Origin of the sequence: Bifidobacterium amazonense, assembly GCF_018555435.2 — a bacterium.
GTDB lineage: Bacteria > Actinomycetota > Actinomycetes > Actinomycetales > Bifidobacteriaceae > Bifidobacterium > Bifidobacterium amazonense.
Map to the genome: position 1 here is coordinate 1 of NZ_JAFEJT020000069.1, position 14,824 is coordinate 14,824.

General features: G+C 66.5%; 13 protein-coding genes and 1 pseudogene. 6 read left to right on the forward strand and 8 right to left on the reverse strand.

Translation table 11 applies throughout. The features are described from left to right. Positions 1-79 precede the first annotated feature (79 nt). A complete protein-coding gene (locus tag JS533_RS11930) occupies positions 80-310 on the reverse strand; it encodes a hypothetical protein (protein WP_241514869.1) in 231 nt (76 codons plus the stop codon). A 27-nt stretch (positions 311-337) separates the two neighbouring features. On the opposite strand from JS533_RS11930, the gene JS533_RS11935 reads away from it, so the two are divergent. Then, on the forward strand, positions 338-1,291 hold the full coding sequence (locus JS533_RS11935) for a hypothetical protein (protein ID WP_241514871.1): 954 nt from the start codon (positions 338-340) through the stop codon (positions 1,289-1,291). Between the two features lie 325 nt (positions 1,292-1,616). Here the strand turns inward: JS533_RS11935 and ispF are convergent, their stop codons facing one another. Further along, the gene (gene ispF / locus JS533_RS11940; protein ID WP_241514884.1) at positions 1,617-2,093 is read right to left on the reverse strand and encodes a 2-C-methyl-D-erythritol 2,4-cyclodiphosphate synthase; all 477 of its coding nucleotides are present in this window, start codon (positions 2,091-2,093) and stop codon (positions 1,617-1,619) included. 186 nt (positions 2,094-2,279) lie between these two features. After that, complete coding sequence (locus tag JS533_RS11945) at positions 2,280-2,876, reverse strand: CarD family transcriptional regulator (RefSeq protein ID WP_033494777.1); 597 nt, start codon at positions 2,874-2,876, stop codon at positions 2,280-2,282. A 137-nt stretch (positions 2,877-3,013) separates the two neighbouring features. Here JS533_RS11945 and glgB point away from each other — a divergent pair, with 137 nt between their 5' ends. From glgB to JS533_RS11960, 3 genes are read left to right on the forward strand one after another with little or no spacing between them, the layout of a single operon-like run. Beyond that, a complete protein-coding gene (gene glgB / locus JS533_RS11950) occupies positions 3,014-5,269 on the forward strand; it encodes a 1,4-alpha-glucan branching protein GlgB (protein WP_241514873.1) in 2,256 nt (751 codons plus the stop codon). 14 nt (positions 5,270-5,283) lie between these two features. After that, on the forward strand, positions 5,284-6,003 hold the full coding sequence (locus tag JS533_RS11955; RefSeq protein ID WP_033494781.1) for a response regulator transcription factor: 720 nt from the start codon (positions 5,284-5,286) through the stop codon (positions 6,001-6,003). A 17-nt stretch (positions 6,004-6,020) separates the two neighbouring features. After that, positions 6,021-7,103, forward strand: coding sequence for a sensor histidine kinase (locus JS533_RS11960; RefSeq protein ID WP_241514875.1), 1,083 nt, complete (start codon positions 6,021-6,023; stop codon positions 7,101-7,103). Here the strand turns inward: JS533_RS11960 and JS533_RS11965 are convergent. Further along, positions 7,089-7,814 carry a ComF family protein gene (locus tag JS533_RS11965; RefSeq protein WP_241514877.1) on the reverse strand — a complete coding sequence of 242 codons (726 nt, stop codon included), beginning with the start codon at positions 7,812-7,814 and terminating at the stop codon, positions 7,089-7,091. The genes JS533_RS11960 and JS533_RS11965 overlap by 15 nt on opposite strands. 50 nt (positions 7,815-7,864) lie before the next feature. Further along, on the reverse strand, positions 7,865-8,737 hold the full coding sequence (locus tag JS533_RS11970) for an HAD-IIB family hydrolase (protein ID WP_241514886.1): 873 nt from the start codon (positions 8,735-8,737) through the stop codon (positions 7,865-7,867). Between the two features lie 120 nt (positions 8,738-8,857). Here JS533_RS11970 and JS533_RS11975 point away from each other — a divergent pair, with 120 nt between their 5' ends. After that, positions 8,858-9,286 (forward strand): metallopeptidase family protein, encoded by a 429-nt coding sequence (locus tag JS533_RS11975; RefSeq protein ID WP_241514878.1) that lies wholly within the window; start codon positions 8,858-8,860, stop codon positions 9,284-9,286. Positions 9,287-9,301: 15 nt separating this feature from the next. Here the strand turns inward: JS533_RS11975 and JS533_RS11980 are convergent, their stop codons facing one another. The 3 genes from JS533_RS11980 to JS533_RS11990 are packed head-to-tail and all read right to left on the reverse strand — an operon-like array spanning position 9,302 to position 14,280. Beyond that, a complete protein-coding gene (locus JS533_RS11980) occupies positions 9,302-10,828 on the reverse strand; it encodes a DUF5719 family protein (protein ID WP_241514879.1) in 1,527 nt (508 codons plus the stop codon). After that, positions 10,825-13,947, reverse strand: coding sequence for a glycosyltransferase family 2 protein (locus tag JS533_RS11985; RefSeq protein WP_241514880.1), 3,123 nt, complete (start codon positions 13,945-13,947; stop codon positions 10,825-10,827). The genes JS533_RS11980 and JS533_RS11985 overlap by 4 nt, the downstream gene beginning before the upstream one ends. A gap of 33 nt (positions 13,948-13,980) precedes the next feature. Further along, positions 13,981-14,280: a WhiB family transcriptional regulator gene (locus JS533_RS11990; RefSeq protein WP_241514882.1), complete on the reverse strand. Its 300-nt coding sequence runs from the start codon at positions 14,278-14,280 to the stop codon at positions 13,981-13,983. 425 nt (positions 14,281-14,705) lie between these two features. Here JS533_RS11990 and JS533_RS11995 point away from each other — a divergent pair. Beyond that, positions 14,706-14,824, forward strand: a pseudogene (locus JS533_RS11995) (WhiB family transcriptional regulator); the annotation flags it as partial.

A 14,824-nucleotide genomic window follows, 5' to 3' on the forward strand; every position in this document is an offset into this window, starting at 1 on the left:
TGTTCATCAGGCGCTTTTTGGTTGTTGTTTTTCTTGGTCGTTAAACATCCTACCCAGAAAGCGCTTTTCTCTTACTCCCTCAACGACTCAACAACGAACCCACACCCACGAAAACAGCAATAGCGCCGCAAATAATCCCGGGAACAAGGCGACTCATCCCGGATTTCTTGCACTGAGCCGACGCCAGCGCAAGAAATCCGGGGAAGCGCATCTCGTGATGGAAGTTTTCCCGCTTCCGATAATGCCAAGTTATCCACAACACACCCGGAAAATAGCGTTTATCCACATTGCTCGGTTCGACTTGCGCCATCGGCTTCCATACGTTTAGCGTCGAACCATGAAAGAGCACAAACGAGTCACGGCACTGCTCAAAACCGCCGAACAAGAACGGCGGTGCGCCATCGGAGACGGAGGCGCGCTGTACCATGCCCTTCGGAGACGAGTACGGTCATTGGAGGTCGTCTCACCGTATCCGAATCTCTTCGCACGCACGGAGTACTGGGACACGCTCAATCCGGAGGAACGCTCGTTGCATACGATCCAGGCGTTGACGATGATCCATCCACGTTGGACGTTCGCCGGGTTGAGCGCCGCCTGCGTGTACCGATATCAACACTCATACTCACTGCATGACGGAACGGTGAGCATCGCCTCGTCCCAAGGTACCGGGCATGGCGACACCGCGCGGCTGCATCGCATCTACATGCACGAGATCCCACGTTGGAAATGCAGGAACATACCGGTCACGTCCCCGGCCCGAACACTCATCGACTGCGCCGCCATACCATTCGCCAATGCCTTGGCCATATATGATTCCGCATTGAGATCCGGCCATGTCACTCGAGCCGAAGTCGAAACACTGATGATCCGGGTTAATTGCGACGAAGCCGCGGTGAAAAGACTCCTGCACCATGCCAATCCTCTTCGGGAGAACGGCGGCGAATCATGGGTCTACGCGCATATCGTCGATCTCGGTTATGCCGAGCCATTGATGCAGATCGAGTTCGTCAACCTCGATAATCCCAACATGCCGTATCGTGTCGATTTCTGCTGGAAGCTTGCCGATGGACGCATCATCGTGGCCGAATATGACGGCATGGCCAAATACGCCGATGCCGGCAACTCCGGAAGGGTTAGTCTGCAGGCGAAACTGGACTACGAACGGCGCAGGGAGCGCGATCTTAAGATGCAAGGAGTCACTGTCGTCGTGCACCTGTTCTTCGAAGACGTGACGCACCTTGAGCGTCTGGAGGCCAAGCTCACCGATGCCGGTGTACCGAAAATCCGTTGACCGCTTTTCCTTGCGCCACCCGTCGCGCTGCGCAAGGATTCCGGGAAAATATCCCCCTCGTCCCGGATTTCTTGCACTGAGCGGGCGTCAGCGCAACAATTCCGGGGAATAAGGGGATCTGTCCCGGATTCCTTGCACTGAGCCGACGCCAGTGCAAGAAATCCGGGACGAGGGGGACGATTTCCCGGAATCCTTGCGCTGGAGATGGCCGGAGAGAAACGAAAGCAAGGAGAAGTCGATGCGGATGCGACGTAACGGGATGCAACGCAACGGGATTGCCGTGACACGACGTAACGGGATATGACCGGAAGCGAAGCGACGAAGATCAGCCGCGTGGCTCCACCAGGGCCGTGGCGATGGCGGCGATGCCTTCGCCGCGGCCGGTGAAGCCCATGCCGTCGGTGGTGGTTGCGGTCAGGGAGACCTGGCAGCCGACGGCGGCCGATAACGCGGCCTCGGCCTCGGTCCGTCGCGGGCCGATCTTGGGCCGATTGCCGACGAGCGCGACGCTGGCGGATGACGGCGCGAACCCGTGCGCATGCAGATATTCGACGGTTTCTTGCAGCATGTCGGTGCCGTGACGGCCTGCCCCGGCCGACGATGCGCCCACGCCGAACAGCGTGCCGATGTCGCCCAGATGCGCGGCGGACAGCAGCGCGTCGATCAGCGCGTGGGCGGCCACGTCGCCGTCCGAATCGCCTTCGATGCCGTTGCCGTCCCATTCGAGGCATGCCAGCCACAACGGGCGCCGATCCGCCGGACCGGCGAACCGGTGCGCGTCGAATCCCTGTCCTATCAGCATCGTCATCGTCGGCTCCTCCCCGCTCATGCACCATCCGTCCGTCCACCGCACCCGACGGCGGACGGATATCGAAATCAACGGATATCAAAAAACGGCCCGCGGCACGCCGCCGCAGGCCGTCATCACGATCGGAACGATCGCGTCGATACCGGAAACAACGACCGGGATCCGCCGGCCGGTACCGGTTCAGCGCTTCTTGGACTTCTTGCCCTCGGCCTCGAGTCGGGCCAACGTATCAGCCGCCGGCTCCTCGGGAGCCTTGGTGTGGTGCTTGTCGTCGCCGGGACGCGGCTCCTCGTAGCCGAGGTTCACGTCGAGCAGGCGCTGCGCGTCCGCGTCGTCGAGTTTCTCGCTCAGCGCGATCTCGGAGGTGAGGATCGAACGCGCCTTGGTGAGCATGCGCTTCTCGCCGGCGGACAGGCCGTGGTCGTCCACGTCGCGCTGGGCGAGGTCACGCACGACCTCGGCGATCTTGTTGACGTCGCCGGTGGCGATCTTCTCGACGTTCAGCTTGTAGCGGCGGGACCAGTTCATTTCCTTCTCGATGATCGGGGTGCGCAGGATCTCGAACACCTTCGCCACCTCGTTCGCGTCGACGATGTCGCGCACGCCGACCTTCTTGGCGTTCTCCACCGGCACATTGATGACCAGTCCGTCCGAAGACAGCACGGACAGCTGAAGGTACTCCCTCGTCACGCCCTTCACCGTCCGCTCGGTGATGGCCTCCACCTTAGCCGCGCCGTGACGCGGATAGACAACCATATCGCCGACCTTGTAACCCATGAATCCTCCGTACGAGCCTAAGACAAACCCGAACGATTATGGCATGCGGCGTGGACCTTGTCCAAAACGCCCGAAAATGACGGGCGACGCGCCAATAATACCCGTTTTTCGGCAAACCGGTTCTACACTTTGTTCCTATGGCTACACACTCTCACATCAACGACGATATCCGTGCCGTGCCCGTGAACCAGGCTGACCTGGACGCGGTGAGCAACGCGGCGTTCTACAACCCCCACGAGGTGCTCGGCGGGCATCTCGGCGAGGGACCGCTGGAGGGCACCGTGACGATCCGCGTGCTGCGCCCCCTGGCCAAGACGGTGACCATCATCACGCAGGACGGCGAGACCGACGCCCCGCACGAGTACAACGGCATCTTCACCGCCGTCGTGCCGGCGTCGAAGAACGAGCACGGCTGGACCGTGCCGGACTACCGCGTGCGCACCGTCTACGGCAGCGGCGTGACCGTCGTCGAGGACGACCCCTACCGGTACCTGCCCACCATCGGCGAAATGGACACCTATCTGTTCGGCGAGGGCCGCCATGAGCGTCTGTGGGACGCGCTGGGCGCGCATGTGATGCGCTTCGACGACCCGATGGGCGGCGCGGACGGCACCGCCGGCGAGCAGGTCGTCGGCACCGCGTTCAGCGTGTGGGCCCCGAACGCGCACGCCGTGCGCGTGGTCGGCAACTTCAACTCGTGGGACGGCCGCCGCCACGCCATGCGCGAGCTTGGTTCCTCCGGCGTGTGGGAGATCTTCATCCCGGGCGTGCAGGCCGGCGAGGTGTACAAGTACGAGATCCTCAACGCCAACTACGAGTGGCAGATGAAGGCCGATCCGATGGAGCGCTCGCACGAGATCCCGCCGGCCACCGGCTCGATCGTCGTCGATTCCGTCCATCACTGGGATGACGCGGCATGGATGGACAAGCGCGCCAAGACGAACCCGCACGACGGCCCGGTGAGCATCTACGAGGTGCATGCCGGCAGCTGGCGCAAGGACGTGCATGACTACCGCGACCTCGCGGACAAGCTCGTGCCCTACGTCGAGGAGGAGGGATTCACCCACGTCGAGTTCATGCCGCTGGCGGAGCACCCGTTCTCCGGATCGTGGGGCTACCAGGTCACCGGCTACTACGCGGTCGACTCGCGCCTCGGCTCCCCCGACGACTTCAAGTATCTCGTCGACCGCCTGCATCAGGCCGGCATCGGCGTGATCATGGACTGGGTGCCGGCGCACTTCCCGAAGGACGCGTTCGCGCTCGGCCGTTTCGACGGCACGCCGCTGTACGAGGATCCGGACCCGCTGCGCGGCGAGCATCCGGACTGGGGCACCTACGTGTTCAACTTCGGCCGCCGCGAGGTGCGCAACTTCCTCGTCGCCAACGCGAGCTTCTGGCTCAAGGAGTACCACGTCGACGCGCTGCGCGTGGACGCCGTCTCCTCGATGCTCTACCTCGACTACAGCCGTCAGCCCGGTCAGTGGCGGCCGAACATCTACGGCGGGCGCGAGAACCTCGAGGCGATCGACTTCCTCAAGGAGGCCAACGCCACCGCGTACAAGAACAACCCCGGCGTGATGATGATCGCCGAGGAGTCCACCGCGTACCCGGGCATCACCGCGCAGACCGACGAGGGCGGCCTCGGCTTCGGCCTCAAGTGGAACATGGGCTGGATGCACGACACGCTCCAGTATCTGCATGAGACGCCGATCAACCGCAAATGGCACCACGGCGAGATCACGTTCTCTATGGTCTACGCCTACTCCGAGCACTATGTGCTGCCGATCAGCCACGACGAGGTCGTCTACGGCAAGGGTTCGCTGTATGGCAAGATGCCGGGCGACGACTGGCAGAAGTACGCCGGCGTGCGCGCCCTGTTCGCCTACCAGTGGGCGCATCCGGGCAAGAACCTGACGTTCATGGGCAACGAGATCGCGCAGTGGGGCGAGTGGAACCACGAGAGCTCCGTCGACTGGGCGGCTCTCGACTGGCCGGACCACCGCGGCGTGCAGAAGCTCGTCGCCGACCTGAACGCGCTGTACAAGGCCTCCCCCGCGCTGTGGAGCCAGGACTTCGATCCGAAGGGCTTCCAGTGGCTGACCAGCGACGACGCCGACCACAACACGCTCAGCTTCGTGCGCATCGGCAAGGACGGCCAGCAGATGGTCGTCGTGGTCAACTTCTCCGGCGAGGCATGGAGCGACTATCAGGTGGCGCTGCCCCAGGGCGGCAAGTGGCGTGAGGTACTCACCACCGACGACGCGATCTACGGCGGATCCGACATCCACAACGGCACGTTCGAGGCGGAACCGGTCGAGTACCATTCGCGCGACTGGTCGGCGAAACTCACCATTCCGGCGCTGGGAGCTGTATTCTTGGAACCGACAGACTGAAAGGCGGTTCCCCCATGCTGAACACTTCCACCCGCTCCACCACGCCGCGCACCGTGCTGGTGGTCGAGGATGAACCCACCCTCGCCACCGCGGTAGCGCAGCGCATCACGGCCGAAGGCTGGACGGCTCGCGTCGCCTCGGACGGCGCGAGCGCGGTGCAGGCGGCGAAGCAGCTCAAGCCCGATCTGGTGATCATGGACATCATGCTGCCGGTGATGGACGGTCTCGAGGCGACCAAGCGCATCGTGGCGGAACGTCCGGTGCCGGTGCTGATCCTGACCGCCCGCGACGACGAGGCCGACAAGGTGATCGGCCTCGGAGCCGGCGCGGACGACTACATGACCAAGCCGTTCTCAATGCGCGAGCTGATCGCCCGCTGCAAGGCGCTGCTGCGACGCGTGGAGCGTGCGAAGGTCATCGCCAAGAACTCCGAAAACGAGAAGCTGCTCGATTTCGGCTCCCTGGTGATCGATCCGGCGCAGCGCATCGTCACGCTCAACGGCAACCAGGTGCATCTGACCCCCACCGAATTCGATCTGCTGGCCACGCTGGCCCGCAAGCCACGTTCCGTGCTCACGCGCGAGAAGCTGCTTGAAGAGGTGTGGGACTGGGTCGACGCCTCCGGCACCAGGACCGTGGATTCGCATGTCAAGGCCCTGCGCCACAAGCTCGGTTCGGAAACGATCCGCACCGTGCACGGCGTCGGCTACGCGTTCGAGCCGCCGGCCCAGTGAGCGGCGGGATATCACCGATGACTGCGAAGTCGAATCGTCCGTCGGGCGCACCACGCCGCAAGGTGGTGCGCCCGATCGGTTTCTTCTCCTCGCTCAAGGTCGAATTGAGCGTGCTCATCGTCATCGCGACGCTCATCGTGTTCGTGATGGCGTGGATCCTGCAGAAGGTCGGCTGGAGCGGGTGGATCGCCATGCCGCTCACCCTGATCGTCGCGCTCGGCATCACTTATCTGTTCTCGCATGGGCTGACCGCTCCCCTGCGCCAGTTGCGCGACGCGGCGAACGCGATGGCCGACGGCGACTACACGGTTCGCGTGCAGATGGGCACCGACAGCAACGACGAGATCGGCCAGCTGACGCGAGCGTTCAACGACATGGCCGAGGAGCTGCAGCATGCCGATCAGATGCGTCTCGACATGATCGCCAACGTGAGCCATGAGCTGCGCACGCCAGTCTCCGCCCTGCAGGCGATGGTCGAAAACATGGCCGACGGCGTGGTCGAGCCCACGCCGGCCAATCTGGAGGGGCTGCTCAGCCAGACGCATCGTCTGAGCGATCTGATCGCCTTCCTGCTCGACCTGTCACGCATGGAGGCCGGAGCGGCGAGCCTGAACGTCGAGGAGTTCGACTTCCGCGACTTTCTCGACGAGACGATCGAACCGCTCGAGATCGCGGATGCGGGGCATGCGCACGAGATCCTGCTGCGGGTCGACGACTCCATCCGCATGGAGGGCGACCAGGACCGTCTGCGTCAGCTGTTCACGAACATCATCGCCAACGCGCTCAAGCATTCCGCCGACGGCACCACCGTGCTCGTCGAGGCGCACGAGGACGACACGGACGGCATGATCGTCACGAACGTCGTCAATTTCGGCTCGCAGATACCCGAAGCGGAGCGTGCGGTCATCTTCCGCCGTTTCGTCAAGGGCAAGACCGGCCCCGGCACGGAATCCGGAGGCACCGGACTGGGCCTGTCGATCGCACGCTGGGCGGCACAGCTGCATGGCGGCACGGTGCGGGTCGTGGACGACAAACGAGGCGCCGACTTCGAGATCAGACTGCCGAAACGTCACGTCACGAAGCCGTCACGATCCTCCTGACCCGTGGCGCGCCGGCACATGGCCGAGGGTCAGTGCGGCGCGCGTCACGCCTCCAGCCCCGCCCAGCTCGGCGACGCACCGGCGCAGCGTAGATCCGGTGGTCATGATGTCATCGATCACGATCAGCTCGCGACGCCGGCAGGCGACGGCGTCCGTGACGATGATGCCGTCGCGGATGCGCTCCGCACGTTCGGCCGCGTTCGCGGTCTGCACCGATTTGGTCGACAGCCGCGCGGACCGCAGCACCGGCAGGCATGTCGCGTCGACCCCGCGGTCCGCAAGCAGCCGTGCCGTACGGATCGTCAGATCGCGCATATGCCAGCGTCCGCGACGCTGCATCGACGAGGGGGACGACGGCGCCGGCACAAGCGCGACGCGTTCCCCCGCGCGCACCACGCCGCAACGCCATGCCAGATCGGCGAGCAGGGACGCGAACACGGCATCGCATTCGGCGTCTCCATGATCCTTCCATGACAGAATGGCGCGACGTACGGCCCCTTCGTAGATGCCGCACCCGTAGGCCTTCCCGCATACGCTGCCGGGCATGGGCCGGGCGAGATCGCGACGCAGCAACGAACGGCATTCGTCGCACAGCACGTCGTCGGGCCTGTCGCAGCCGGCGCAGCCGCGCGGCAGCAGCAGACCGAGCGCGGCCCGGCATGCAGGTGCGAGCCAATGGTCACCGTCGCGTCCGCGCCGTGCGGCCCGCATAGGCTGCACAGGCCGCGCGGGCCGCGGACTCACGCCGTCCCTTTCCCCGTTCATCTCACGTCGTCCGCACTCACGGACGTGTCCGGCATGGTCTCTGTCGCGATTCCTGGCGCATCTGCGGACACACGCCCCCGCAGGCACGGCAGCAGGCCGTCGAGCAGACGGATCGTGTCGGACGGAGAGGACACGCTTACCGCCTCGGCGCCGGTCTGGGCGGCAGGATAGTCGTTGCCGCCCGGCGTCATCCGGTCGCCGACGAAGACGATATCCCCCGTCCCGATGCCAAGCGAGTCGGCGAGACGGCGCACCGCATACGATTTGTCCATGCCGGGCAGGGAGATGTCGATGCTCGTGTACCCGCCGGGACGCACCTTCAGATGCGGCAGATCGGCGGCGACCGCGGCGGCGAGACGACGCTTGCGGCTCTCGTCCGGATCCCATGCGCGCTTGGCGGCCTCCGGGGCCCCCTGGCCGAGCGCCGAGAACGTGATCTGGCTGCCGCGGTTCTCGATGCGCTCGCCCCAGATGCGTTCCTCCCACAGGCCGAGCTGCCGCGCACGCCGTTCAAGCGAGGCGACCGCGGCGGCAAGGTCCGCGTCGCTCAGATCGTACGCGTATTCGAGCCGCCATGCGCCGTCGCGCCAGCGATAATAGCGCGTGCCGCTGGTGGGCATGAGATGAAGGTGGTCCAGGTCGGCGTCCTTGCCCAGCACGTCGAGCACCTGGCTGACGACGAGCCCGTAGCGGCCTCCCGTGACGACGGCGACGGGCAGCAGGCGGGTGAGCTCGGTGAACCGGACGACCATGCCCGGCTCCATGGGTTGTCTGGACGACGCCAGCGTGTTGTCGAGATCGAAGGCGATGGCCCTCATCCGACGGACCATCGCCCGGCAGTCGACGTCGTCCCACGCGCGTATCCCCATCACGATGCCCGCCTTTCCGCTTTCCGCCCGGCCTTCCCCGACCGATGCCAATGACAGTATCGTAGCTCACGTCGCGGCTTGCGACCCGCGATGCCGCCGCCTTGGCCTATGGTGGAGTGCATGATCGAAGCTCCTTGGAACTCCCGCGTGTATCGCAACCGTCACGGGCGCGGCACGCGCACGCCGATGTTCGGCACCCGTCTGCCCCGGTATCGCACGAAAAGCGGCATGTTCGACGACATGGTGGCCGCGCAGATCCGCCGGCTGAACGGCGCCTGGCCTCAGATGGTCAAGTCCGTTCAGTTCGCCGTCGAGGACGTGCCGCCTTCGCAGCCGGCGCCGTGGGAGCCGGAGCCGAATTTCAACTCCCAGTGCTTTCCCGCCTCGCATGGCATGCCTGCGAGGATCGTGCTGTATCGCATGCCGATCCAGGCCGTGGCGCGCGGCCGTATGGACATGCAGCTGATCATCCGCGACGAGGTGGTCTCCCGTCTGGCGGAGCTGTTCGGTCGCAGGCCCGAGGAGATCGACCCCGACTGGGGGCTGTGACCGGCCGGGAGACGTTCAGCGCACCACGGACGGATTCTGGTTGGCCCAGATCCGTTCGGTCAGCTGCGCGAGCGGCGACGCCGACAGATAGGCCACGCCGGCCGCCTTGGCTTGGCCCACCTTGTCCGAGGCCAGCCGCGCCCCCCAGGCAAGCTCGCCGTCGCCCACTTCGAGACGGATGATCACGGCCTTGCCTGCGATGTCGGACGCCTTGACGGACTGGGCCGAATCGGCGGGCACGTCGATGTCCCGTTCGCCGACGAGCGTGCCGCCGGCGTCGTATGCCCGCAGGGTTCCAGAGGCGCCCGACGTGGTGGGGTTGGCTATGGTGATCGTCGCCGTCAGGTCGCCGGGCACGGCGATGGCCGACGACGCCGTCGAGGTCTCGCTGCGGATCAGCGCGAAATCGGCCTGCCCGTCGGAGGCTGATCTGACCACCTGCGCGGCGACCGAAATGCGGCCGCTGGCCGTGGCGAGCACGCCGAGCGCGTCCTTGGGCGCGGCGCCCAGATCGAAGACGGCCGTCCGGCCGCCGTGAAGCTCCTGCTTGCCGATGGTGGACAGTCCGTGCCCGGTGACCCACGACAGGCTCACCGAGGCGTCGTTGCCGCCGTAGGCGATCAGGCGCACGCGGTCGCCGGATTCGATGCCGGGCATGACGGAGGTGGCGCGCGCCTGCCCGGAGGGTACGGCGTAGTCGGAGCCCTGCGGCGTGAGCCCGTCGATGGAGACGACGCGCACCACGGCCGCGACCGGCGTCTGTTCGCTGGACACCGTCACGTAGAGGGCGTTCTGCCCGCCGACCGCCGCGGACAGGTCGGTGACCGTCTCCCCTTTGGCCTTGATCGTGACGCTTTCGCCGGTGGACAGGGTCAGCTTGCCGTCCGCGCCCCATGCCCGCACCTGCACGGTGGTCGATTTCGATGACGGGTTGGCGATGACGAGCTGCTGCGTGGTGCCGGTGCCGGCCGCGGGCAGCAGGAAGCCGTGACTGAGCGCCGGAGTGACGCAGGAGGCGGCGGATACGCCGCGCAGATCGCCTTCGGTTGCCCACGAGGCGACGGCCGCGGAGGCGCCGGTGCCGCTCTTCGATTCAAGCAGTCGCGTGGAGAGCAGCGACGGCGCGTCGTCTACGTCGCCGCTGCCGGTCAGCACGGTTTCGTCCTGCGAGCTTCCGGCCAGCGCGGTCGACGTGCCGGAGCCGTCCAGCGTGCCGATCGATGCGCGGTAGACCGAGCCGAACGCCGCGTAGCGTGCGGCGGAGGCGATGTCGCCGGCCGTGGCCTGATAGGCGCTGTCGCCGTACGTGCCGTTGTCGGCCAGGCTCATGCGCGCCGGACAGTACGACTGCAGCTGCAGCTGGCTGACGGTCTGCGACGACGATCCGCTGCCGTTGCCGGTCCCGTCGGCGAGTCCCGGCAGAGGACGGATGATCGTCATCGCGGCGAACAGCGATACGACGATGATCGCGCCGAGCGTGCCGAGGGCGACGCCCAGACCCTTGCGCGCGGCGTGACGGCGGACTGCCCGTTCCTGCGTCATGACTCCTCCTCACGATAACGGTAGGTGCGGTGCGGCAGGGCGACCAGACAGTACACGGCCAGGATCGCGCCCATGCACCACAGCCATAGGTAACGCCACCGGCTGGTCTGCGTGCGCCGCTGCCATGAGGTGTCGATGTTCTGGCTGTCGGCGCTGTTGATGGTCAGCCGGTAGTAGGTGCCGTTGTCCGAGGCCACCACCGACTGCGTGCCTTCCGATGCGGTGACGTTGCTGTTCAGGCGCTGCGCGGCCTCCTCGGAGCCGTCGGCGGTGCCGGACGAGACGAAGATGCCTCCGAAGCCGAGACGGCTGATCGCGGCGATCGCCTCGGCGTCGCCTCCCGCCATGAGCCTGGCCGCGGATTCGGCGATGACCGTATCGGCCTGGTCGGCGCCGGTGAACGCCGCACGCACGCGCTGTGCCGGAGAACTGTCGATCAGATCGCCCCGCGCGGTGCGCATGACGGCGTATTCGACGCTGTTGCCGGATACGGCGCGCAGCGCGAGAATGCGATGGTCCGCCCCCTGCCGCAGATAGTCGGAGGCGACCATCGGCAGTCCCGATCCGGATACGTCCACGCCGCCGTCGGTGCGCAGCACCCCCAGCCACGCGGTCGCGGCCAGCGCCGCGGTCAGGATCGCGACGAGCATCACACGGGCCACGTGCACGACGGCGGTGCGCGCGATGCTGCGCGAGGAGGAGCGTCCGCGTGCGGCATCGCCGGCGGCGCTGGTGCGCAACGGCACGAACCGCTTGACGGCGGCGCCGGAGACCAGGCATGCGCACGACATGACCCCGAGCAGCATCAGCGCGCATCCGGGCAGCACGGAGGCGGCGACGTCGCCGTCCTCCCCCGTCGCCACGACGATGCGGGCACAGCACAGCGACAGCAATCCGCCGCACACCGCAACGGACCACATCATCGTCGAGAACCTGAGCGCCATAGGCGCGAACAGGGCGCATACGGCGAGCGCGAACAGCACCAGCAGCACGGAGGCGGCGATGATCGCGGCCAGGTCGCCGCCCGGCAGCGAGCCCAGGCCGAATCCCGCGTCGAGTCCGAACGCACGGGCGATGACGCCCTGCAGGTTGATGGCGGAGGGCGTTCCGTTGGATGCGACGGAGGGCACCATCGCGTCGCCGAACAGCTGCCGCCATGCCCCTTCCGAGGAATAGCGGATCGAGTTGACCAACGTGGGCGCCACGACGAAGGCGGCGGGCACCGGCATGAGCAGCAGCATGAGACGATGGCGGCGCACCATGATCAGGAACGAGAGGAAGATCATGATCAGAGGCAGCAGCAACTGCGGCTCGGCGGCGACCACCGGGATGAAGCACAGGGAGGCGAGGGCCGCGGACTGGACCGACTGGTGGACGCGGATCTGGTCTTCGGTGCGGTACATGGCCACGGCACGGAATGCGAACGCGAACGCGGCCGGCAGAAACACCATCACCGTAAGCATCGGCAGGTCGGCCGCGTCGAACAGTCCCATGGCCATGGCCAGCGCGGCCCACAGCAAACCGGAGACGACGCGCACCGCGTCCGATCGGGTGAACACTCCCGCCAGGGCCCAGAACGAAAGGGCCGCCAGCGGCGCGGCGAGGAAGAACATCAGGGACAGGGCCAGCGCCGGATGTCCGGCGGTGCATACGGAGGCGACGAGCCACACCAGCAGCCATGGGGTGGGAGGCGCGGGGATGCCGGTGCCGGAACCGAACACCCATGGGGTGGTGGCCGACTGGGCGAGCTGGCGCATGGTGGCCGCCGTGGGCAGCAGACCGCTCGAATACAGGGATCCGCCCGAGAAGGCGGGCACGATCGCATGGCGGTACGTCACGGCCACGGCGACGAACGCGATCATGGCCATCGCCGCCGCCAGACCCCAGCGGCGGACGCGGCGACGGCGCAGGTGGGCCTTGGCGAGCGGGCTGAGCAGGATCGTGTGCCGCTGGTCCTCGAGCGCCTGCGCGCGGTCGCGCCATTGGGCCAGCTGCTGGCGGTTCACGCTCAGCGCGCCCAACCGGCTCAACGGCACCCTGCTGTGCCGGGCCACCAGGGACCGGGCCGCGACGGCGCGCGGCAGGCCGAGCAGTGCGAGCCATGGCATGCACAGTTCGCATCCGGCCTCATAGGGACGTTTGGAGACCAGCTGGCGGACCGCCATGACCACCGCGCGCACGAGGCGCAGCACCCATACGAAGGGCCACAAGGCCATGGCGATGTCGGTGTACAGGTATTTTTGGGCGGCGTGCATCACCGTCATAGACGGGTTGAGACGACCCTCCTCGACCGGCTCGCCGCCCCGGGAGCGAATGCCTTCGAACCGGGCGCGGCGGTGGGCGATGCGTGCCGCGGACACGACGACGACCCTGCCGCCGTCAAGGCAGATGCGCCGGCAGAAGTCGTCGGATTCGCCGAAGGTGGTGAACCACGGGTCGACGCCCCCCTGCTCGGCCAGCGTGCGCACCGGCAGCAGTGCGCCGGCCAGCGAGACGGCGAACACGTCCTGTCTCGAGTCGTACTGCTCCTGGTCCTCCTCGCCGTCGACGACGAGGGATTCGACACGGTGGTGCCCGGCGTACCGGCCGACGTCGTGCAGATCGCGGGCCTGCCAGTCGAGCTGCTTGGCTCCCAGCAGGCCGGCGGACGAATTGTTGCGCCATGCGTCAAGCAGTCGGGCGAGGCAGTCCTCGTCGGCGGGACGCGAATCGTCGTGCAGCATCCACCACGCGCGCACGCCGTCGGGCAGACGCGCGGCGGTCATGCCCTTGGATACGGCGTCGGCGAACGAGACGGCGCCACAGACGCGTACGAGCCGGATCTCGACGGTCTTCGCGTCGGGCACGCTCGAGACCGGACCGGACGGGGACGGGATGACGTCGAAGCTGGCCGTCTTCGCCGGCTGGCCGGCGCCGTCGCAGTCGACGACGACGATCATGCCGGGCAGCACGCTCTGGCGCAGCAACGCGCGGAAGGTGTCGGGGAAGAACCGCAGGTCGTCCTCGACGGTGACCACCGCGGCCACGGAATCATCGACGTCCTGCCGATGGGAATAGGGACGGTCCGCCAATGCGGCGGCGATGGCCTGCTCGATTTCGCTGCTGCCCGTGGAATTCATGGTCTCCAGTGTACGCGCGCCCTCGCGAAGGGGTTACGCCTGCTCCTTGTGCTCTTTCTTGTAGCGGCGGCGTTCCCGTTCGCTCATGCCGCCCCAGATGCCGAACCGCTCGTCATGGTCGAGCGCCCATTTGAGGCACTGCTCACGCACCTCGCAGCCGGCGCATACGCGCTTGGCGTCGCGCGTGGACCCGCCCTTCTCGGGGAAGAACGCCTCCGGGTCGGTCTGGGAGCACAGCGCCTTGTGCTGCCACGACAGATCCTCGTCCGGAGCGAACAGCCCCCATAGTTCCGCGAACGGTTCATCGGAGGAATCCTCGACGACACCCCACATGCGTCTCCTCCTTGGCCGATGGTTTTCTTGTATGCCGCCCGTACGGCCGGCTGTTAAATTACACACACGCGATCCGGCGTTTGTCAAGTCAATGCCGTGTCAATACCGCATTTCCGGAACGGATATGATAGACCGGTCGTTTCATCGACATATCGGCATGCGCATCGTCACGCGACGGCCGCCGGCCCGCGGACTACGCCCTAATGTGCCGTTACTGCGCAGGTATGGCGGCGGCCGGGCGCGGTTTCGCACGCGCTGTGCCAAAGTGACATGAGAACACAACCGGCTATGGAGGAACACAGGATATGGCTGACGGCAACGAAGGCATGGACTCGGCGACCCCGCCCAGCTTCATCCCCTCCGGATCCCGCAAACGTTCGGCAAGGCCCGCCACGGACGCCAATCGGCCGCAATCGGGATCCCAGGAGCCCCCGTCGTTCTCCCCCGAGAAGGGCGGGTCCACGCGCGACGCCAAGCGCGTATGCGCCGGCTGCGAGGTGCGTGAGCAGTGCCTCAAATGGGCGCTCGACCATGACGAGCGGTT

Coding starts and splice junctions, on each gene's coding strand:
- JS533_RS11930 (WP_241514869.1), bottom strand. CDS start 310: ATGGCGCAAGTCGAACCGAGCAATGTGGATAAACGCTATTTTCCGGGT.
- JS533_RS11975 (WP_241514878.1), top strand. CDS start 8,858: ATGATCGAAGCTCCTTGGAACTCCCGCGTGTATCGCAACCGTCACGGG.
- JS533_RS11935 (WP_241514871.1), top strand. CDS start 338: ATGAAAGAGCACAAACGAGTCACGGCACTGCTCAAAACCGCCGAACAA.
- JS533_RS11965 (WP_241514877.1), bottom strand. CDS start 7,814: ATGCGGGCCGCACGGCGCGGACGCGACGGTGACCATTGGCTCGCACCT.
- JS533_RS11990 (WP_241514882.1), bottom strand. CDS start 14,280: ATGTGGGGTGTCGTCGAGGATTCCTCCGATGAACCGTTCGCGGAACTA.
- JS533_RS11955 (WP_033494781.1), top strand. CDS start 5,284: ATGCTGAACACTTCCACCCGCTCCACCACGCCGCGCACCGTGCTGGTG.
- glgB (WP_241514873.1), top strand. CDS start 3,014: ATGGCTACACACTCTCACATCAACGACGATATCCGTGCCGTGCCCGTG.
- JS533_RS11980 (WP_241514879.1), bottom strand. CDS start 10,828: ATGACGCAGGAACGGGCAGTCCGCCGTCACGCCGCGCGCAAGGGTCTG.
- JS533_RS11960 (WP_241514875.1), top strand. CDS start 6,021: ATGACTGCGAAGTCGAATCGTCCGTCGGGCGCACCACGCCGCAAGGTG.
- JS533_RS11985 (WP_241514880.1), bottom strand. CDS start 13,947: ATGAATTCCACGGGCAGCAGCGAAATCGAGCAGGCCATCGCCGCCGCA.
- JS533_RS11970 (WP_241514886.1), bottom strand. CDS start 8,737: ATGGGGATACGCGCGTGGGACGACGTCGACTGCCGGGCGATGGTCCGT.
- JS533_RS11945 (WP_033494777.1), bottom strand. CDS start 2,876: ATGGGTTACAAGGTCGGCGATATGGTTGTCTATCCGCGTCACGGCGCG.
- ispF (WP_241514884.1), bottom strand. CDS start 2,093: ATGCTGATAGGACAGGGATTCGACGCGCACCGGTTCGCCGGTCCGGCG.